Below are 17,734 nucleotides of genomic sequence, written 5' to 3'. Positions count from 1 at the left end.
AAAATTTGGGGTGCAGTTCAGAGCGGCTGCCTGTTTTTTCATGCGTTCTACTGTTGTTTATTTTGAAGTTCCAACTCTTTCATTCTTGCTTCCGCCATTTCAGCCTTCTTTAGCTCTTTCTCGTGAAAATGCTTCAGAATTTTAACGGTCATCCATGCCAATATCACAAACACGATAAAGATGAAGACTGCGGGCAGGAGTTCCAGCTTGTTTTCGGGGAATTCCACATCAATCATTGAAACACACCTTCCTTGATGGCTCTTCCTTTATTATACACCTATTAAAAATGTCATACAGTGAAAAAAGCATCCTCTTTAAATAAAAGGATGCTTATAATGGGAGTTAAGCCTCCACTTCGCTATTTTCTTTTACATAACGATTATCTTTATGACCCCGGCAGTGGGCACTGCATGATCGTTTATGTTCATGCTCACAATCTTCACACATTAAAAGGTGTTTGTTGCACTCAGGGTTGCCGCATTTCACATAGCGTTCTTGAGGGTTGCCGCAGTGATAGCATCTGCCCACAACTTTTTCTGTTCCAGCCCTGTTGACCGGTACAGAGATACGCTCATCAAAAACGTAGCATTTCCCATCCCAAAGGTCTCCCTTTACGTCTTCATCATAGCCATACGAAATGATACCTCCCTCCAACTGGGAGACATCCTGAAAACCTTCTTTTATTAAAAAGCCTGAAAACTTCTCACAGCGTATGCCTCCCGTACAATAAGTGAGAACTTTCTTGTCTTTAAACTGGCTGAAGTTTTCCCTGATCCATTCCGGAAGGTCTCTGAAAGTTTCTACATCAGGGCGTATGGCGCCCTTAAAATGGCCAAGGTCATATTCGTACGTATTTCTTGCATCAAGGATCACCACATCCTCCTGCTGCATGGCTTTGTAAAATTCCTTCGGTGCCAAATGTTTGCCCGTCAGCTCGTTTGGATTTACATCATCTTCCAAATTTAAATTAACAATCTCTCGTTTCAGTTTAACTTTCATTTTTTTAAAGGCGTGGCCTTGTGATTGTTCAATCTTAAACACCATATCATTAAACCGGCTGTCATTTTTCATGTGTTCTATATATCGGCCCGTTTGTTCCGTCGTCCCGGATACCGTACCGTTTATCCCCTCATGGGCAATCAGGATTCTTCCTTTTAGTCCTATCGATTTACAGAATTCAAGATGCTCAGCAGCGAACTGCTCATGGTCCTGAATCGTGATGTATTTATAAAACAGCAGCACTTGGTAACTCATTCTTCTTTCACTCCATTACTCCATCAGCATAGTTTCAACTCAACTATCATAACAAATTTTTCTCCAAAAAGGCAGATTCTATCATGAAAACGATTTCCCTTTGATTCCCAGTTGTTTTCGTTTCCATGATGTGTGAATATTTGAATAGTGAGAATCATTTCATAAGGAGGAACCATGTTTTTTAAAACGGCCGCATTAAGCCTTACCGCTTTTCTGAGTATGACGACTGCCGCGTTTGCAGCGAGTCCTTATACTGCAAAGCCGGGAGATTCCATCTATAAAATTGCTCGAACGCATCAGACAAGCGTTAAAACTATAATGAATATGAATTTGCTTCACCAAACCATGATCCTGCCCGGACAAGTCCTTTATGTCCCTGATCACTCATCATTATACAACGTCCGCTATGGAGATACACTCTATACGATCTCTAAAAAATATGGACTAAGCCTGCAATCGCTGCTCCTGGAAAATCGGCAAGTGCGAAATGCCAGCCTGCTTTATCCAGGGCAAATCATCGAACTTCCTTCGAGCCAAACTACTGCCGGTCAAACTGCCACGCAGAAGCCTGTGGCCCCTGAGACTGGCCTAAGCGCTAACGCTAAGGAAGTAGCAAGCCTCGTTAACCAGGAACGGAACAAGCAAGGGCTCTCTCCGCTTACACTCAATACGAAACTCAGCAATGTTGCCAAGATCAAAGCAACAGATATGGTCGAACACAATTATTTCTCCCATACGTCACCGACCTACAGTTCACCTTTTGACATGATGAGAACGTTCGGCATCTCCTATTCGGCTGCCGGAGAAAATATCGCAGAAGGGCAGCGTTCCCCACAGCAAGTCATGCAGGACTGGATGAACAGCCCTGGGCACCGTCAAAACATTTTAAGCAGCAATTATAGCCAGATTGGAGTCGGGTACTATGAGGGTGCCTGGGTCCAAATGTTTATTCGATAATTTTAAAACATAATTCTCACAAAAAAGTCCAGTACTGTTTAACCAGGACTGGACCTTTCATTTCATCTTCCTAAGCGACACCTGCGTTCTCCATGCGGGCGGAGACGGCTTCATAATGGTGCTCCAAAGAAATTCTTTTAATTTTGTTGAAGAACTTCTCCGGCAACTCTCTCACGAGCGCCCTTGCGATTTTCCATGCCTGAACTTCAACAAGCAGTTCAATCTTTCTTTTTTTCAGTTCATCTTCCGTGTCGTCATACAGCTCCACGAGCTTTTGCAAGTAAGGATCTGTTGCGTGGCCTGCCTCATGGGCAAAGATGACTAAAGCATACTCCAGCAGAACATCCTCTTCAGGAAACATCCATCGGCACTGCGATTGGATTTCTTCCAGATATAACGTGATCGAATGGTCACCTGCATTGTATTTCCCCCCAATATTGCGGTTCAAAGGGCACTTGGCTTCAATGTGAACATCTATCGATAAGTTAAAACGTTCCAGTATTTCATTAATTTTTCGAATCAGGTTTTTATTCTCCAGCAATTATTTCCCCTTCTTCTTTGTAAAATTACGCTGGGGCGCTGACTTTGTTGGCGGTCTTTTTTTGTTTGTTTTTTGTTGTGAATCTTGGGAAGAAGGAACAAGCTGATCTCTTCTAAAGGTCACTTTTTGAGGATAGACGTTCATTTTTTTAGCCCATTTCAAAAGGACGTTTTCTTCTCTTTCTGTAACCAGAGAGATAATCGTTCCTTCTTGCCCCATCCTGCCTGTTCTTCCTGAACGGTGAATGTATTGTTTTTCTGAATCTGCAAGGTCAAAATGTATAACGTGTGTTAGTCCGCTAATATCGAGCCCGCGCGCAGCAAGGTCAGTGGAAAGAAGCAATGCGTGATCACTTGCACGGAATTCTCTCATCACTTTTTGCCGCTCTTGTTTTGATGCCTGTCCTGAAATCACCCCTACGGTAATCCCACGGTAAGCCATTTTTGTAGCAATTTCTTCAAGCCGCATGCTGTCACCAAAGAAAACAATAGCCTTCATCGCCGAATGGTGTCGAATGATGCGCCTGAGATTATCTATTTTATCACGTCTCTCAGAAATAAGGTAAAGATTTTGCACTCTATTTGCTGCCGCCGTATCTCTTTCAACTTTTATAAAAAGAGGCTCGTTCATCCATTCCTTCGCAACCTCTTCTGATTTCTTTGAAATGGTCGCTGAAACGAACACCAGTTGCCGATCCTTCATCGTTCCTTTAACAATATTCTGCACCTCGTCCATTAATTCCATATCGTAAACAACATCTGCTTCATCGACGACTATCGTTTTCACCTCATGAAGTTTCAGCTTTTTACTTTTATAAAGCTCGAGAATTCTTCCGGGTGTTCCAATGATATACTGAGGCTTCTTCTTTAATTTATCAATCTGGCGCTGTACATTTACTCCGCCGATCAGAGTTGTCCCAGAAATCCCGCTGCCTTGGGCATACTCCTGAAAAACAGTGTGGATCTGCATGACGAGTTCTTTCGTAGGAGCGATGATCACGGCCTGAACCGATGCGGAATTACTGTCTATACTTTCCAGAACCGGAAGACAGTACGCCAACGTCTTTCCTGTCCCCGTAGGAGATTCTACGATCAAGTCTTTTTTTCCAAGCATGCTCGGCAGCATCTGCTCCTGAACAGGCGTCAATGCCTCAAACGCCGCTTTTTCCCAATTCTCCTGCAGGAATGGCTGCAGATCCTTCAATGGTGTCGTCATTGTTTAGTTTTCCCCTTTATTGAAAATTTGTTCATAGGATGCCATCATACGATCAAGGTATTCCTCCAGCTGTCCGCTGTTCTCATCATGTAATTTATGATTGAGCAGTACGAGGACTTCGTTACTATAGCTTCCTCTTGGCAATCCATAAATATAGGAAACCTTTTGAGAAATTTCACCGATCGGCTTCCAAATCGTGCGCAAACTTTCTCCGATCTCTGAGCATTCCCGTTCAATATCCTGTACCGTCAAATAAAAGGTCACTGAAAAACGGCAACCTGTATTCTCTGTCTCTCTTTCCATTATTTCATCGGCAAGGTCCTCTAGACCTGCTTTTAGTTCAACTTTTGCCTTTAAGCCCCGCGCATTGTTTTCTTTCAATAATACTTCGAGGCTGTATGTTCGGCTGAGTGTTGCAAGGTCTACGATGTCACTCCGGTTCGTTACTTTCAATTGGCCGTCAAAATCAAGGTCATAAACCATACCTTCAAGGATTATTTTTAAGTTTTCATAAATCGTGGGATCAAACATTTAAGTACCTTCCTTGCTTTATAGTCTTATATTGCGGTACGTGAAATTATTATCAGGTCTGGTTGAATACATTTTATTGTACCCGCTCCCACCAAGAAAACGCTACTAATTTCCTGCAGCTAAAGAGACAAATAAAAAAAGACGGCGTGTTTTCCGTCTTTTACGAATGCAGCCGATCCAGCATGGTACTCAGGACGTAATCAATGGATTTGACCATCTCGGTGAACCGTTTCTCCCTTGTATCCGGCTGAAAGGCAAATACCGCAACAAATTGTAAGTTATCAAACGTGTCATTAATCTGATTGACATGAATATATTTCGGCCTATTGTCCTCCACCCATGGCAGTGATAAGCTTTTCCATTCTTCAGCCATTGCGCGGACCTTGTCGGTAAACGGCTTAACCTCACCATAAAAGTCTACTTCATAGCCTTCTTTTTTTGTTTTTTCGATATATTGATCAAAAGCTTCACGATTCACATGTAAAAGCTCTCTCGTTAACTGATTTAAGCGCAAACCTTATTCACCCCTGACTCTTCTATCCTACCAAAAGAATGGATAGATTGCACGAGGCAGTTGCGCTACAGGGTGAAAAGACTGACGAGCCAGTTCCGTCTCGGTTTTTTATACTCTGCCGTTTCTTCGGGTCCCTGCGGCATCTTCAGCAGCTTGACTTCAATGTCTTCAATCTTTTCTTCTATTTTGATCAATCGCTTCATCATGTCATCCATCTCTGTCGCATGCTGAAGAACTTGATAGGACAATACGTCGTCAGCCTTTTCTTCGATCTTTTTTTCCAGCTTTTCAATCTGTGTCATCAGGCTCTCGAATCGTTCATCAAATTTCCCCGCCTTTACAGGTGCCTCTGGAGATTTTACTTGAGCTGCGATCTGAATATCGTTCATGAGAAGCCCGGCGTCCAGCTGCTTCTTGATCTCACGCAGGTCTTCAATGTCTTGCTCAGAGAACAGATAATGCCCATGGTCATTTTTTTGGCAGGTAAGGTTGAAGTGCTTCACCCAGCGCTGAATGGTTGTTGGATTCACACCAAGTTCTTCCGAAACCGTTTTTGTTTTAAACACCATTTCCATTTCTAATTCCCTCCCCGTTTTCTTATACAGTAGTAATTCCGTCCCTTTTTTTGATTCCCTTCAGAGGTGACAAAACTAGAAGCAATTCGGCAAAGAATGTGGTTTTCTTTAAAAAAATCCTCCTTTCGACACTATCTATCCTGTATGAAACAGGACTTCCTGCCTAACACTACTGACAGGAGGTGATCGAATATGGAGAAACACGAAAACAGCCTGGAGCAGGAGCAGGAAAAGATGACAAACGCCCCTGAACAGGAAAAAGAAACCGGACACGGCGACAAGAAGCTGGAGGGCCCGAATTATCCAGCTACATAAAAAGAAAAGCTGAAGCGCCTGGTCATAGACGAAAGCTGGTGGAACTTTCACATAACAACACGCTCTTTGTGTTGAGATGTGAAAGTGAAGCAGCCGAGAAGGGATGATAGTAGAACGATCTTTCATCCTTTCTAGGCGCTGAAGCTGGACCAAGAAAAGCTGAAGCCGGTGTTTAGAGCCGATAGACATTGGAGTGCTTGATCACACAACACACGCTCGGTTCTGTTAAGGTGAGCAAGCGTAATGCGCGAACAACAGGAATGAATCAAAAGGTGATCCGTCACACGGATCACCTTTTTCTTATCGGTCATTCTTATCGTTGAACAGCATCTCTTCCAGAAGGATTCCGATCTGCAGCTCCAGCTCTTTTTTATGGTACCAATCCGTCAGCTTGGTCTTCTCAGGAATAGAGAACCTGCGGTAATAGGTTTCCAGGTGGGCTGCGTGTTGACTCCAGTCCTGCAATGGTGGCCGGCCGTGGTGGATGAGGGGATAGGTCAGCCTTAACAGCTGTGGAACCCTATTACGGTTTGGATATACATACTGCTCATAATCGCTCCTCGAACCGGTATGCGGTGTTAAATAGGCAAAATCATGAAAGAGGATCTTATAGGGGGATTGAAACAGCAGCCAAGCCAGCCTTCTTCCAAGCAGGATGCGGTTCTTAGTGCGGCGGAAGCCATGAACGGAAAAACCATAAACGTCACCCTCTCTTGTCGGAATCAAGACCGTGCTGAAATGAAGCCAATTTTGCAGACGGTAAGGCAAGGAAAGAAAAACTCTCCTTCGGTACACCGGATGTTCGATGACCGGCTTTTGAATCAGATGCTGTTCATTGATGATCAGTGATGTCCATAGCCTCTCTTCGTCTCCCCCCGACCAGAACCGCTGCCACTCTTTTTGCATAAAAGAAGATACATTCAACTCAGACAGCAGCGGGAACAGAGGTATTCCTGCCTCCTTGCTTTTTTCATATAGAAGAAGCTGAGGATAGGCATCTGAGAAAATCAGCCAGTTCGCCCGTTCATACGTTAAAAAAAGCAGTTGACGGTATTTGGGCGGAATGGATCTCCTCATCCATTCTCCTTCCAGGTCGCACATGTTGTAACCTGCATTTCTCGATACAATTGATGCTAAAAAAGACCACTTGATCTCTGGATGTTTCTCATAAAATCGCTGATAAAATACGGTACGTGAAATATTATCCCGGTTTCCTTTTTCTGTTTGTTGCTGAATCTCTCGACTCAATTCCAGGTTCACCCTGCCCCCTCCTTTTCTTCATATCGTTCTACCGAAGCTGCTAAAATATTTGTAAGCTTTATAGAAAAACGGTAAAATAAAAAGATCATGATGAGGTTTGGAGGCATGAATATGGAGCAAAGGGTGATTATCTATACACAGGAAACCTGCCCGCCATGCTTTGCACAAAAAGAATGGCTAAAATCAAATAACATTTCATTCGAGGAAAGAGATATCCGAAAGAATCCCCAATATATGAATGAAATCATCGGTCTTGGAGCAAGTGCGACTCCCGTTACCGTGATAACAAAGGACGGTTCTCAGGAAGTCGTGATGGGCTTCAACCAGGATGAACTGCAGTCCATTCTTGCGATCGATTAAGAAAATACGGCCAATCACTAAAAAGCTATGCCAGCACTTGCCGCTCGCATAGTTTTTCTTATGTATTCAATAGAAGGATGTGAAAAGATGCCACCCATCAATTATCCGAATGGAAAAAAGCAGGAAGCTCCCCTCCCGCAGGGCGCTACTAAAGCCCAAAGCACCATTTCCTACGGCAATCGGGGCATGACGCTTGAAGAAGATCTGAATAAAAGCAATGAGTATTATTTAGAATCAGGCAGAGCCGTCATTCATAAAAAACCTACTCCTGTACAGATTGTCAATGTTGAATATCCAAAGCGTTCGGCAGCAGTCATAAAAGAAGCTTACTTTAAACTCGCTTCTACGACCGATTACAACGGAGTATACCGGGGCAGGTACATTGATTTTGAAGCGAAGGAATCGAAAAACAAGACCTCCTTCCCGCTCCGCAACTTCCATGAACATCAAATTCAGCACATGGAAGCGATCACGGCGCACGGCGGCATTGCATTCGTCATCCTGCGCTTCTCTATGCTGAACGAAATTTATCTGCTTGACGCATCCCATTTGATCTCATACTGGAAGGATCAGAATAACGGAAGGAAGTCGATTCCGAAAAAAGACATTGAAACGCTCGGGTTCCTTGTTCCGCCAGGCTATATCCCCAGAATTGACTATTTAAAAATTATTGATAAAATGTACTTCAATCACTAGCGGGCAAGGTCAAGTTCATAAATAAGGCGCTATTGACGAATAATCATAATGTACAATGCAGTAAGTGAAAGGTTGGTATAAATACATGTCTAATGAATACCGCAGCAGGCAGGAACGCAGACAGGCTTCGGGAGGAGACAGTAATCCTCCCAAGAAGAAAAGGGGGTTCCCGCTCTTTAAAGTTATTATCTCATTCTTGATTATCATGTTCCTTATTGGGACAGTGACAGTCGGGGTCATCATGGCACAATCCCCAAAACTCGACCCTGAAAAACTTAAGACCCCTTTATCTTCTCAAATCTATGATAAAGACGGAAAAAGAGTCAGCTCACTCTTTTCTGAAGAGAACCGGGTTAAAGCAGGAATTGCTGATATTCCGCCCAATGTACGAGATGCATTTGTAGCTGTAGAAGATGTTCGCTTCTATAAGCACCCGGGTGTTGACGTACGCCGGATATTTGGTGCGGCACTTGCCAACCTAACGGGTGGCTTTGGTTCTGAAGGGGGGAGCACAATCACCCAGCAGGTCGTCAAAAATACGATTCTCACCAATCAAAAATCACTGACGCGTAAAATTCAAGAGGCGTACCTGGCGATCAAACTAGAACAGAAGTACTCCAAGGAACAAATCCTTGAGATGTACTTGAATAAAATTTACTTCGGCCACGGTGCCTATGGGATCGGAACGGCCGCTAAAACCTATTTTGATGCTGACAAATTGGATCAGCTAAAGCTTCATCAAGTAGCCCTGCTCGCTGGACTTCCAAAAGCCCCTAGCAACTATGACCCGCTTACTCATCCGAAAGAAGCGGAACAGCGCCGAAACGTTGTTTTAGGCCAGATGGAAAAATACGGCTTCATTACGAAAGCCGAAGCGAATAAGGCAAAAGCTACTCCTGTAACAGATGGCTTACGAAAAGGAAAGCTTCAGGAAACACGGGTTCACGAAGCTTATCTTCAGCAAGTGATCAAAGACCTTCATAAAATGAAAGGCATGGATGATGTTGATGTCTTTGCAGATGGGCTGAAAATTTACACGAACATGGATACAAATGCTCAGGAAGCAACGGAGGACGTGCTGCAGAACGCCTCGTTCCTGCGCAACGAAAATAAAAAACTGCAGTCCGGCATCGCGATTGTGGATACGAAGACCGGCGGCATACGGGCGATTGGAAGCGGACGCGATGAGAACCTGATGAGCGCCTACTATGCTTCAGGAAATCCAAGGCAGCCGGGATCTACGATCAAACCGATCCTTGACTACGGCCCTGCGATCGACAACATGAAGTGGGATACCGGGCACATTCTGAAAGATACACCGATTACCATCAATGGCGCGACCATCAATAACTTCAATAATGAACAATTTGGAGATGTAACGATGCGCAAGGCTCTCGAAAAATCGGAGAATACACCTGCCGTCCGAACGTTCCTTGAAGTTGGCGAAAGCAAAGCAGTCGATTTCGCCAATAAGCTGGGTATCAAGATTGACTCTGCACCTCCAGCTTATGCGATCGGCGGATTCCAAAAAGGGATCACTCCACTGAACCTTGCGGGCGCCTATGCCGCCTTTGGTAATGAAGGCGTCTATACCGAGCCGACAACGATCCGGAAGATTGAGTTCCCTAACGGACAGGTTGTAAAACCAGAGACAAAGCCAATCGCTGCGATGAAGGATTATACTGCTTATATGATCACCGATATGCTGAAAGGCGTCATGAGAAGCGGTACAGGAATGATGGCGAACGTCCCAGGCCTTAATATTGCCGGTAAAACGGGAACGACCAACCTTCCTAAGGAAATCCGGGACCAGTACGGCATCCCTAAGAGCGCAACGAACGATGCGTGGATGGCTGGATATACAACCTCCTATTCCGCGGCTGTTTGGACCGGATACAACAAATATAAAGATGAAGGCGGCGTTCACTATCTCGATACGAAACAAAAAAACTATTCCAAGTTAATCTTTAAAGAAGTGATGAGCCGCTTAAATCACAGCAACACTGACTTCAAGAAACCGAACTCTGTAGTAGATGTAACACTTGAAAAAGGAACACATAAAAAAGCAAGCGAATTTACACCAGATGATCAAAAAACGACCGAATTGTTTGTTCGCGGAACGGAACCTACCGAAGTTTCCAACAAATATGAGAAACCAGCTTCAATTGAAGGCCTGACTGCCAAGTACGATGATAAGAGCAAATCCATTGATGTCAAATGGAAATACAAAGGCGGCAAGGGCAAAACGGTCTATAAGGTAGCAGCTAGCGTTGACGGCACACCAGCTGCTGAACAGACGATCAACGACACGAAATTCACCGTACCAAACGCTGAACCCGGCAGGACGTATACGTTCGTGGTCACCGCGGTCGAAACCGATACAGGGAAAGAGAGCGATCCTGCTCATACATCGGTTACCATACCAGCTGAACAACAGCCGCCTGCCGAAGGACAGAATCCTGATCAGGGGAATAATCCGGGTCAAGGAAACAACCCTGATCAAGGTAATCAACCAGGACAAGGACAGGAAGGCACAAACCCTGGAGACAACACCAATCCTGGTCAGGGAAATAACGAAGGCAACAACGGCCAGCCTGATCATGGCGGCGGCCAGCAAGGAGGCACAACTGAGCCTCAGACTCCCCCAGGACAAGGACAGCAGGAGCAGCAGCAAAAACAGCAACAAAGAAAGCAAGAGCGGAAACAGCAGCAAGAGCAAGGCGGTTTCCCTTCTCTTCCTGATTTAAATCAATAATGTAAGCAACAAAACAGGCCATCGCCGGGATCATCGGCGATGGCCTGTTTTTATTGAAACCTGATCATATATCGGTCCTCCAAGTAATTCCACAACCCCGGGTAATCAAAAGCAAGGTTCCAAAAGCTTGCTCCACCAAGGCGATATTCATCGATCAGATCAAATTTTGCTTTCATGCTGCGGTAATCTTCAAACCAAACCTTATGCTGCTTCTTCTCTTTATCCCAGTAAACAAAATACGGAGCCTGAACGTCTTTTGCATACTGAATCGCTGTTTTTCTCTTTCGTGCCAGCTGAACGGCCTGAACCGGACTGAGAGCTTTAGCCTGTGGGCCCCCCTGGACGAAAGGAAGTTTCCAGTCGTATCCATAGAGGTTGATACCCATCAATATCTTGCTCCGCGGTATAGTGTTCACGGCATAATCAAGCACCTTTTTCACCTCATTCAGGGGACTGACCGGAAGAGGGGGACCACCGCTGTATCCCCATTCATAGGTCATGAGAATAACATAATCAACAGTCTGTCCATGTGCTTTATAATCATGTCCTTCATACCAGACACCTTTTTGTTTTTCTTTGATCTTCGGTGCAAGAGCGCTAGTTGCAACATATCCTTCCTTGTGCATGCGGTCAGTAATATTCCGAAGAAACCGGTTATACCGCTCTCTATTTTTGCGGCCAATATATTCAAAGTCAACATTGACGCCGACGTATCCTTTTTCTTTCATGATCCGGACGGTGTTCCCAATAACTTTATTACTAGTGTCAGGGTTCTTCAATACCGCTGTCGCCAGTTCCTGGCTGAAGCCTCCATCTTTGATCGTCGTGATCGATATCAGCGGCCTGACGTTCTCGTTTTTAATCTCCCGCAAAAATGCAGCATCATCCAGTGGCTTTAAGTCACCGTTTTCACTTACTTCATAGCTGAAAAGTGAAATATAGCTTAATGCTTTGGCCGCTTTTTTAAAGTTTTCTTTTGCCCTGTCGGATGGTTCAGAAAATGCATTTACTGTCAATGTACGTTTCCTTTTTTGCGGAACATTCAGTGTCTGCCCTCCCGTTAACGGCTGATCATCTACACCGGGATTCGCCTGTTTGAGCTCAAATAAGGCGACACCAAGTTTTGAAGCGACCTTCTCAATGGTGTCCCCTTTTTTTACTTTATAGACGAATGGTGCAGGTATGAGCAGTGTCTGACCTACAGTCAGAACATCTTGGGGTCCAAGGGCATTGACGGAAGCGATCTCTTGCCAGGGCAGGTTGTAAAACTGAGAGATCTTATAGAGCGAGTCTCCTTTTTGAACAACATGAATCTGCATAGCTCCCCCTCCTACACGTTCTCATGAATTAGTCTATGTAGGAAGAATTTGTCCGTATTCCGTTATGCTCTTCGCCTATGAGCCGCAAACTTTTTCTTCAGTTCAAGGAACATCTCATTCAGCTGGATGAACGATTGGTAATGGTCTGGCTGAGAGAAGATCATTGCGAGGCGTTCTTCTGAATTCACCGGCTTGACTGCCAATTTCCCCACCGCTTCCTTCCAACCTAAAAGCTTTCCGGCAGCCTCCCCGTTGCACCACATCAAAGCCTGCAGAAAGCAGCTTAGCTGGAAGATCATCGGCTTCCTTGCTTCTGTGCGGTTTCTTTCAGAAAAGAATGCTCTAATCGTCTGGCTTTTTGTTTCCCACTGCTCAAACTTCGAATCAATTCTTCCGTTCTCAAGGGGGGAACTCTCTCTGCCATTATAAAAAAGGAGCTCCTCCAAAAAGGGAACATCCGCCCCTTCCTCTTCCTGCTGCTCCTTTTCGCAGAAAAATAGAGGATGTCTCATCGGTTCAGGAATGTTTAGCATCGGATCGCGTGGCGGCTTTCTTTGCTTTTAACTTCAAACGCTTCTGGCCTTCGCGGCATAGTTCAAGGAGCGGGCACTCGGGGCATTTGGGGCTTTGGGCTTTACAATGGTACCTTCCAAAAAAGATGAGCCTGTGGTGGGTGACGCCCCACTCCTCTTTAGGCACTTTTTTCATGAGCGTCTCTTCTACCTGCAGGACGGAATCCTTCCACTTGCAAATGCCAAGCCGCTTGCTCACCCGTTCAACATGGGTATCGACCGCTATAGCCGGCAAGCCGAACGCAACGGATACAACGACGTTTGCTGTCTTTCGGCCAACTCCCGGAAGCTTTGTAAGCTCATCCCTGTCCTCCGGCACCTTCCCGCTGTATTCGTTTAAAAGCAGCTCACACAGCTTTTGTATATTTTTCGCTTTATTGCGGTAAAGTCCGATTGAACGGATATCATCCTGCAGTTCTTCCAATGGGACCTTCAGATAGTCCTCGGGCGTTTTATATTTTTCGAAGAGGCCCGGCGTGACTTTATTCACCAGTGCATCGGTACATTGGGCAGACAGTAGTACAGCGATGGTTAATTCAAAGGGATTGCTGTGGTTCAATTCGCAATGTGCATCGGGGAACATCGTACCAATGGTCTCCAAGCAGTATGCGATCTGTGATTTATTTAGCATCATAACCTCCAAATTCTTGCTTACAGCATACATAGAAAAGTAGACGAGGTTCACTCGTCTACGATTGCTCAAGCCAGTTATAAACAGGAACCGAGAACTGATTGCGGCTCTCACCTTGCTCCGCCGACCGTGATGGGCCCCGGGTCTGCCTTGCTCTGAACTTCTCCCCGTAAGATCTGGCCTGTTCAGGTGTCTGTATATTGTTTTTCTTCCATTCAAAAAGGATGCGGTCGATATACCGGAAGTTCAGCTTGCCGCTGATCACCGCTTCTTTCAATGCAGAAATAATCAATGGCGGCGAGTGCCGGTCCTGATCGATCCATATTTTTAGCGTCTCACATTCCATTGGAGAAAGCGGCCTCGCAAATTCACGCTCAAAAATGCTGTAGACGTCCTCTTCCTCTTTTTGTTTTTGCTGCTGATCCTGCGTCGCTTCATGGCTTGATAGCAAGGAAAGCAGCTTTTCCCAAAGCGGATTCAACGAATAGGCTTCGTAATACATGCCTTTTTCACCGTCTTCATATTGGTCGATCTCCAGAAGCCCCTGCTGGATTAAGCCCCTTAGGAGCCCCATGCACCTCGCAGATGAGATGCTCATCCTGCCGGACAGCTCTTCCGGGGTCGGAAACGGGTTTCCGGACTCTATAAATGTATGGACATGAAGAAGCAGCATGCACTCTTCATCCTGAAGTCCAATGGCACGGTAGTGCTTGAACAAAACGTGGGGTATAGAAACCGTGCCTTCAGACAGCCATTTAAGAAACAATGCCTTTTCCATCATAACACCCCTCCTCCATCAGTATACCACGAAAAACTGTGCTTCCTGCAATCATGATGAAAATCGTGACAGACCTTGAAGCGGATACCGGATGGATAGAAAAATAGTGAAAAACCTCCAGTAAGGAGGTTTTTGTCATAAACCTCTTGTTAGGAGGTTTTGCATAATCATGGATATAAACGGTTTAACAGTCTTGGGAATGGGATGGTTTCACGTACGTGTTCTGCACCTGTAATCCAGGCCACCGTACGCTCCAGACCAAGTCCGAACCCGGAATGCGGAACGCTTCCGAATTGGCGAAGCTCCAGATACCATCTGTAAGCATCATCTGTTAATCCATGCTCTTCATATCGTGCTTTCATGAGCTCCAGATCGTCGATACGCTGGCTTCCGCCGATGATTTCTCCGTATCCTTCCGGAGCAATGAGGTCCGCACACAGCACCACATCTTCACGTTCTGGATGCGGCTTCATGTAGAAAGCTTTGATCTCTTTCGGATAGTTTGTAATAAATACAGGCTTGTCAAAGCTCTCTGCGATCGCCATTTCATGCGGAGCCCCGAAATCTTCTCCCCATTCAATGTCATCGAACCCTTTATCTTTCAGCAATGTAATCGCATCATCATAGGAAATGCGAGGGAAAGGAGCTTTCACGTTTTCCAGTTTAGAAAGATCTCGGCCAAGTACCGTAAGTTCAAGTTTGCAGCGCTCAAGGACAGTCTGGACGACATGGCTCACAAATTGCTCCTGGATTTCGAGAGACTCTTCATGCTCTACGAAGGCCATCTCAGGCTCGATCATCCAGAACTCGATCAAGTGGCGGCGCGTCTTTGATTTTTCAGCTCGGAACGTCGGACCAAATGAAAATACTTTTCCGAGCGCCATCGCTGCGGCTTCCATATAGAGCTGACCGCTTTGAGAAAGGTAGGCGTCCTCGTCAAAATATTTCGTATGGAACAGTGTGGTCGTTCCCTCTGCAGAGCTTCCAGTCAAAATCGGCGGGTCCACTTTAATAAACTCGTTCATATGGAAAAATTCATACATGGAGTGGATGATTTCATTCCTTACCTTCATAATGGCATGCTGGCGTTTAGAACGCAGCCACAGGTGGCGGTTGTCCATCAAGAACTCTGTTCCATGTTCCTTCGGTGTGATCGGGTAATCGACCGCCTCATGAATCACTTTTACATCTGTAACAACCAGTTCAACACCTGTCTGTGAACGGTCGTCCTGCTGCACTTTTCCAGTGACATAAAGACTCGTTTCCTGTGTAAGTCCTTTTGCTGTCGTCCAGATGTCTTCAGCTACTTCGGCTTTCACGACGACTCCCTGAACGAAGCCTGTCCCGTCCCGCAGCTGCAAAAACGCAATCTTGCCGCTGGAACGTTTGTTGCTCAGCCATGCACCGATCGTAACGGTTTGATCGATATGGCTTTTTAATTGGGATATAGTAGTTTTCACGTGACACCCTCCAAAATGTTCTATGTATAAGTGATTATCGTCTAATCACTTATAAAAATCAAATGGCCCAAAAGGGATTATTTGCTGTTTTTCTTCATGAAACGTTCGATGCGTTCCAATGCTTCCTCAAATTTCTCCAATGATGTAGCATAGGAAAGCCTGACGTTATCCGGCGATCCGAAGCCTGAACCAGGTACGAGAGCTACCTTTTCTTCCTCCAGCAAGGCCGCGACCCATTCATCTACAGTTGCGAAACCAGTCAGTTGGATTGCTTCTTTTACATTAGGAAACAAGTAAAAGGCTCCTTTAGGTTTAACGCATGAAAAGCCTGGGATCTGGATCAGTTTTTCATAGACGGTATCGAGTCTTGACTCAAACGCTTTTCTCATCATTTCTACCGGCTCCTGGCTTCCTTCATAGGCAGCAATCGCCGCATATTGGGAAATGGTCGTCGGATTCGATGTGCTATGGCTGTCCAGGTTCGTCATTGCTTTGATGATCGTGCTGTTTCCAGCCGCATAGCCGATTCTCCATCCTGTCATCGAATGCGACTTGGAGACACCATTAATAATGATCGTCTGTTCCTTCAATTCAGGAGAAACCTGAGCGATGGATACATGTGATGCTCCCCCATAGGTCAGCTTTTCATAGATTTCATCTGAAACGATCAGGATATTATGTTTTAAGCAAACCTCTCCGAGCTGCTTCAGTTCATCTTCTGAATACAGGGAACCTGTCGGGTTGCTCGGGGAGTTGATGATGATCGCTTTTGTTTGATTGTTCACTGACTCTTCTAGCTGGGAAGGAGTGATTTTAAACGCATTCTCTTCTTTTCCTTCTACATAGACCGGAACCCCTCCGGCCAGTTTTACTTGTTCCGGATAGCTGACCCAATATGGAGTTGGGATGATCACCTCATCACCGTCATTGAGCAGGACTTGAAAGAGTGTGTACAATGATTGCTTTGCTCCTGTTCCGACTACGATCTCGGCAGGTGAATAATCCAAGTTTTGATCTTCTTTAAATTTCCGCGATATAGCATGTTTCAATGAGAGCAGGCCGCCTGAAGCCGTATACTTTGTGTGGCCTTCCTTCATCGCCTGGTAGGCTGCTTCTATAATGTGGTCCGGTGTATTGAAATCCGGTTCCCCTGCTCCAAGACCAATTACATTATGCCCCTCTGCTTTCAGAGCATTAGCTTTTGCTGTGATTGCCAGTGTAGTTGATGGTGTCAATGCTTTAACTCGGTTTGCCAGTTCCATTTTCTTTCATCCCTCGCTTTTAGATTTCTTCTTTTATACTATATTTTTTATAGCGTTCTCCGTTCTCGAAGTACCCGTAATAGAACGTATGCCTACCTTTAGCATCCAGATAGACGGCTTCCCATACTACTTGATCTTGCTCCATGCCGAGCCGGAGCGCGACCCATTTTTTCGGGTTTAAATTCCTGTCGACATAGGCTTTCATCTGTTTTTCCGTCAGTCCGTCGCTCTGTTTAACGAGCTTTGTTTTATTTTTGGGGCCAACAAGGACAAAGACGTTTCCATTTTTTTCAGAGGTTCCTTTGACGGTCTCATACGCCTGGTTTCCGTGGTAATAATCGACGCTGTCGATCCGCGACAAGCCATACTCGTCCTTTGCGGCCTCCACGGCCGTGCTTTGGCCGGCTTCTTTATCCGAAAGGATTTGACGATACAGTGAGATTCCCTGCCAGAAGAGAACTGCTGCACAGACAATCACTAAAACAACAACCCATTTTTTCATTTTCGGCCGCCTCTATGTCTTATAGATGGTAAATATCATTGTATTTTGGTCTTGTTCATCAAGTGCCAGGCCAAACATCACATCTTTTGTTTTCAGCGTTTTATTCAGCTCGGTCACAACTTTATACAAGTCCGGCGATTTCTTGACCTTTACCGTGGAAAGAACCTCAATCCTGCTTTCCAAAGTGTTTCCTCCTTACAGCTGGCTTCATTCTTCTCGTTTCTTACTATATCAAAC

21 protein-coding genes are annotated in these 17,734 nt (G+C 45.2%); 5 read left to right on the top strand and 16 right to left on the bottom strand.

The window, feature by feature from the left end; translation table 11 throughout:
- Positions 1-47 precede the first annotated feature (47 nt).
- Complete coding sequence (locus tag ABHN01_RS12675; protein WP_429875820.1) at positions 48-236, bottom strand: hypothetical protein; 189 nt, start codon at positions 234-236, stop codon at positions 48-50.
- 106 nt (positions 237-342) lie between these two features.
- The gene (locus ABHN01_RS12670) at positions 343-1,254 is read right to left on the bottom strand and encodes a rhodanese-related sulfurtransferase (RefSeq protein WP_429875819.1); all 912 of its coding nucleotides are present in this window, start codon (positions 1,252-1,254) and stop codon (positions 343-345) included.
- A gap of 174 nt (positions 1,255-1,428) precedes the next feature.
- On the opposite strand from ABHN01_RS12670, the gene ABHN01_RS12665 reads away from it, so the two are divergent.
- On the top strand, positions 1,429-2,211 hold the full coding sequence (locus tag ABHN01_RS12665; protein WP_429875818.1) for a LysM peptidoglycan-binding domain-containing protein: 783 nt from the start codon (positions 1,429-1,431) through the stop codon (positions 2,209-2,211).
- A gap of 70 nt (positions 2,212-2,281) precedes the next feature.
- Here the strand turns inward: ABHN01_RS12665 and ABHN01_RS12660 are convergent, their stop codons facing one another.
- The 5 genes from ABHN01_RS12660 to ABHN01_RS12640 all read right to left on the bottom strand — a co-directional run bounded on the left by ABHN01_RS12660 (position 2,282) and on the right by ABHN01_RS12640 (position 5,587).
- The gene (locus tag ABHN01_RS12660; protein WP_429875817.1) at positions 2,282-2,752 is read right to left on the bottom strand and encodes a hypothetical protein; all 471 of its coding nucleotides are present in this window, start codon (positions 2,750-2,752) and stop codon (positions 2,282-2,284) included.
- Positions 2,753-3,967 carry a DEAD/DEAH box helicase gene (locus tag ABHN01_RS12655; RefSeq protein ID WP_429875816.1) on the bottom strand — a complete coding sequence of 405 codons (1,215 nt, stop codon included), beginning with the start codon at positions 3,965-3,967 and terminating at the stop codon, positions 2,753-2,755. It lies immediately after the preceding gene.
- Between the two features lie 3 nt (positions 3,968-3,970).
- Positions 3,971-4,498: a hypothetical protein gene (locus ABHN01_RS12650; RefSeq protein ID WP_429875815.1), complete on the bottom strand. Its 528-nt coding sequence runs from the start codon at positions 4,496-4,498 to the stop codon at positions 3,971-3,973.
- A gap of 160 nt (positions 4,499-4,658) precedes the next feature.
- Positions 4,659-5,012 (bottom strand): YppE family protein, encoded by a 354-nt coding sequence (locus ABHN01_RS12645; RefSeq protein WP_429875814.1) that lies wholly within the window; start codon positions 5,010-5,012, stop codon positions 4,659-4,661.
- 65 nt (positions 5,013-5,077) lie between these two features.
- Complete coding sequence (locus ABHN01_RS12640) at positions 5,078-5,587, bottom strand: MerR family transcriptional regulator (RefSeq protein WP_290400646.1); 510 nt, start codon at positions 5,585-5,587, stop codon at positions 5,078-5,080.
- Positions 5,588-5,779: 192 nt separating this feature from the next.
- Between ABHN01_RS12640 and ABHN01_RS12635 the strand changes: the two genes are divergently transcribed.
- Positions 5,780-5,902: a hypothetical protein gene (locus ABHN01_RS12635; RefSeq protein WP_255357569.1), complete on the top strand. Its 123-nt coding sequence runs from the start codon at positions 5,780-5,782 to the stop codon at positions 5,900-5,902.
- A 300-nt stretch (positions 5,903-6,202) separates the two neighbouring features.
- Here ABHN01_RS12635 and ABHN01_RS12630 read toward each other — a convergent pair whose 3' ends face one another.
- A complete protein-coding gene (locus ABHN01_RS12630) occupies positions 6,203-7,162 on the bottom strand; it encodes a DUF2515 family protein (RefSeq protein WP_429875813.1) in 960 nt (319 codons plus the stop codon).
- A 111-nt stretch (positions 7,163-7,273) separates the two neighbouring features.
- On the opposite strand from ABHN01_RS12630, the gene ABHN01_RS12625 reads away from it, so the two are divergent.
- The 3 genes from ABHN01_RS12625 (at position 7,274) to ABHN01_RS12615 (ending at position 10,973) form a co-directional block, all read left to right on the top strand.
- Positions 7,274-7,522 (top strand): glutaredoxin family protein, encoded by a 249-nt coding sequence (locus ABHN01_RS12625; protein ID WP_429875812.1) that lies wholly within the window; start codon positions 7,274-7,276, stop codon positions 7,520-7,522.
- Positions 7,523-7,609: 87 nt separating this feature from the next.
- Complete coding sequence (recU, locus tag ABHN01_RS12620; protein ID WP_429875811.1) at positions 7,610-8,218, top strand: Holliday junction resolvase RecU; 609 nt, start codon at positions 7,610-7,612, stop codon at positions 8,216-8,218.
- A gap of 85 nt (positions 8,219-8,303) precedes the next feature.
- Positions 8,304-10,973, top strand: coding sequence for a PBP1A family penicillin-binding protein (locus ABHN01_RS12615; protein WP_429875810.1), 2,670 nt, complete (start codon positions 8,304-8,306; stop codon positions 10,971-10,973).
- A 50-nt stretch (positions 10,974-11,023) separates the two neighbouring features.
- Here the strand turns inward: ABHN01_RS12615 and ABHN01_RS12610 are convergent, their stop codons facing one another.
- The 8 genes from ABHN01_RS12610 to ABHN01_RS12575 form a co-directional block, all read right to left on the bottom strand.
- Positions 11,024-12,292, bottom strand: coding sequence for a glycosyl hydrolase family 18 protein (locus ABHN01_RS12610; protein WP_429875809.1), 1,269 nt, complete (start codon positions 12,290-12,292; stop codon positions 11,024-11,026).
- Positions 12,293-12,354: 62 nt separating this feature from the next.
- A complete protein-coding gene (locus ABHN01_RS12605; protein ID WP_429875808.1) occupies positions 12,355-12,825 on the bottom strand; it encodes a YpoC family protein in 471 nt (156 codons plus the stop codon).
- A complete protein-coding gene (gene nth / locus ABHN01_RS12600; RefSeq protein ID WP_429875807.1) occupies positions 12,809-13,495 on the bottom strand; it encodes an endonuclease III in 687 nt (228 codons plus the stop codon). The genes ABHN01_RS12605 and nth overlap by 17 nt, the downstream gene beginning before the upstream one ends.
- 58 nt (positions 13,496-13,553) lie before the next feature.
- Positions 13,554-14,273, bottom strand: a complete 720-nt coding sequence (locus tag ABHN01_RS12595; RefSeq protein ID WP_429875806.1) for a DnaD domain-containing protein — start codon at positions 14,271-14,273, stop codon at positions 13,554-13,556.
- 167 nt (positions 14,274-14,440) lie between these two features.
- On the bottom strand, positions 14,441-15,733 hold the full coding sequence (gene asnS / locus ABHN01_RS12590) for an asparagine--tRNA ligase (RefSeq protein ID WP_429875805.1): 1,293 nt from the start codon (positions 15,731-15,733) through the stop codon (positions 14,441-14,443).
- Between the two features lie 77 nt (positions 15,734-15,810).
- On the bottom strand, positions 15,811-16,995 hold the full coding sequence (locus ABHN01_RS12585; protein ID WP_429875804.1) for a pyridoxal phosphate-dependent aminotransferase: 1,185 nt from the start codon (positions 16,993-16,995) through the stop codon (positions 15,811-15,813).
- A 19-nt stretch (positions 16,996-17,014) separates the two neighbouring features.
- Positions 17,015-17,497 (bottom strand): DUF5590 domain-containing protein, encoded by a 483-nt coding sequence (locus ABHN01_RS12580; protein ID WP_429875803.1) that lies wholly within the window; start codon positions 17,495-17,497, stop codon positions 17,015-17,017.
- A gap of 12 nt (positions 17,498-17,509) precedes the next feature.
- Positions 17,510-17,680 carry a YpmA family protein gene (locus ABHN01_RS12575; RefSeq protein ID WP_290400656.1) on the bottom strand — a complete coding sequence of 57 codons (171 nt, stop codon included), beginning with the start codon at positions 17,678-17,680 and terminating at the stop codon, positions 17,510-17,512.
- Positions 17,681-17,734 lie beyond the last annotated feature (54 nt).

This window comes from Fictibacillus sp. NRS-1165, from assembly GCF_050468105.1.
Classification (GTDB): domain Bacteria; phylum Bacillota; class Bacilli; order Bacillales; family Fictibacillaceae; genus Fictibacillus_C; species Fictibacillus_C terrinigri.
The sequence above is the reverse complement of the archived record's forward strand: the minus strand, read 5'-3'. Positions and strand labels throughout refer to the sequence as shown.

Bases quoted from the DNA above. Each gene is read 5' to 3' on its own strand.
- ABHN01_RS12675 (WP_429875820.1), bottom strand. From the start codon at position 236: ATGATTGATGTGGAATTCCCCGAAAACAAGCTGGAACTCCTGCCCGCA.
- ABHN01_RS12670 (WP_429875819.1), bottom strand. From the start codon at position 1,254: ATGAGTTACCAAGTGCTGCTGTTTTATAAATACATCACGATTCAGGAC.
- ABHN01_RS12665 (WP_429875818.1), top strand. From the start codon at position 1,429: ATGTTTTTTAAAACGGCCGCATTAAGCCTTACCGCTTTTCTGAGTATG.
- ABHN01_RS12655 (WP_429875816.1), bottom strand. From the start codon at position 3,967: ATGACGACACCATTGAAGGATCTGCAGCCATTCCTGCAGGAGAATTGG.
- ABHN01_RS12650 (WP_429875815.1), bottom strand. From the start codon at position 4,498: ATGTTTGATCCCACGATTTATGAAAACTTAAAAATAATCCTTGAAGGT.
- ABHN01_RS12640 (WP_290400646.1), bottom strand. From the start codon at position 5,587: ATGGAAATGGTGTTTAAAACAAAAACGGTTTCGGAAGAACTTGGTGTG.
- ABHN01_RS12635 (WP_255357569.1), top strand. From the start codon at position 5,780: ATGGAGAAACACGAAAACAGCCTGGAGCAGGAGCAGGAAAAGATGACA.
- ABHN01_RS12625 (WP_429875812.1), top strand. From the start codon at position 7,274: ATGGAGCAAAGGGTGATTATCTATACACAGGAAACCTGCCCGCCATGC.
- recU (WP_429875811.1), top strand. From the start codon at position 7,610: ATGCCACCCATCAATTATCCGAATGGAAAAAAGCAGGAAGCTCCCCTC.
- ABHN01_RS12615 (WP_429875810.1), top strand. From the start codon at position 8,304: ATGTCTAATGAATACCGCAGCAGGCAGGAACGCAGACAGGCTTCGGGA.
- ABHN01_RS12610 (WP_429875809.1), bottom strand. From the start codon at position 12,292: ATGCAGATTCATGTTGTTCAAAAAGGAGACTCGCTCTATAAGATCTCT.
- ABHN01_RS12605 (WP_429875808.1), bottom strand. From the start codon at position 12,825: ATGCTAAACATTCCTGAACCGATGAGACATCCTCTATTTTTCTGCGAA.
- nth (WP_429875807.1), bottom strand. From the start codon at position 13,495: ATGCTAAATAAATCACAGATCGCATACTGCTTGGAGACCATTGGTACG.
- ABHN01_RS12595 (WP_429875806.1), bottom strand. From the start codon at position 14,273: ATGGAAAAGGCATTGTTTCTTAAATGGCTGTCTGAAGGCACGGTTTCT.
- ABHN01_RS12585 (WP_429875804.1), bottom strand. From the start codon at position 16,995: ATGGAACTGGCAAACCGAGTTAAAGCATTGACACCATCAACTACACTG.
- ABHN01_RS12580 (WP_429875803.1), bottom strand. From the start codon at position 17,497: ATGAAAAAATGGGTTGTTGTTTTAGTGATTGTCTGTGCAGCAGTTCTC.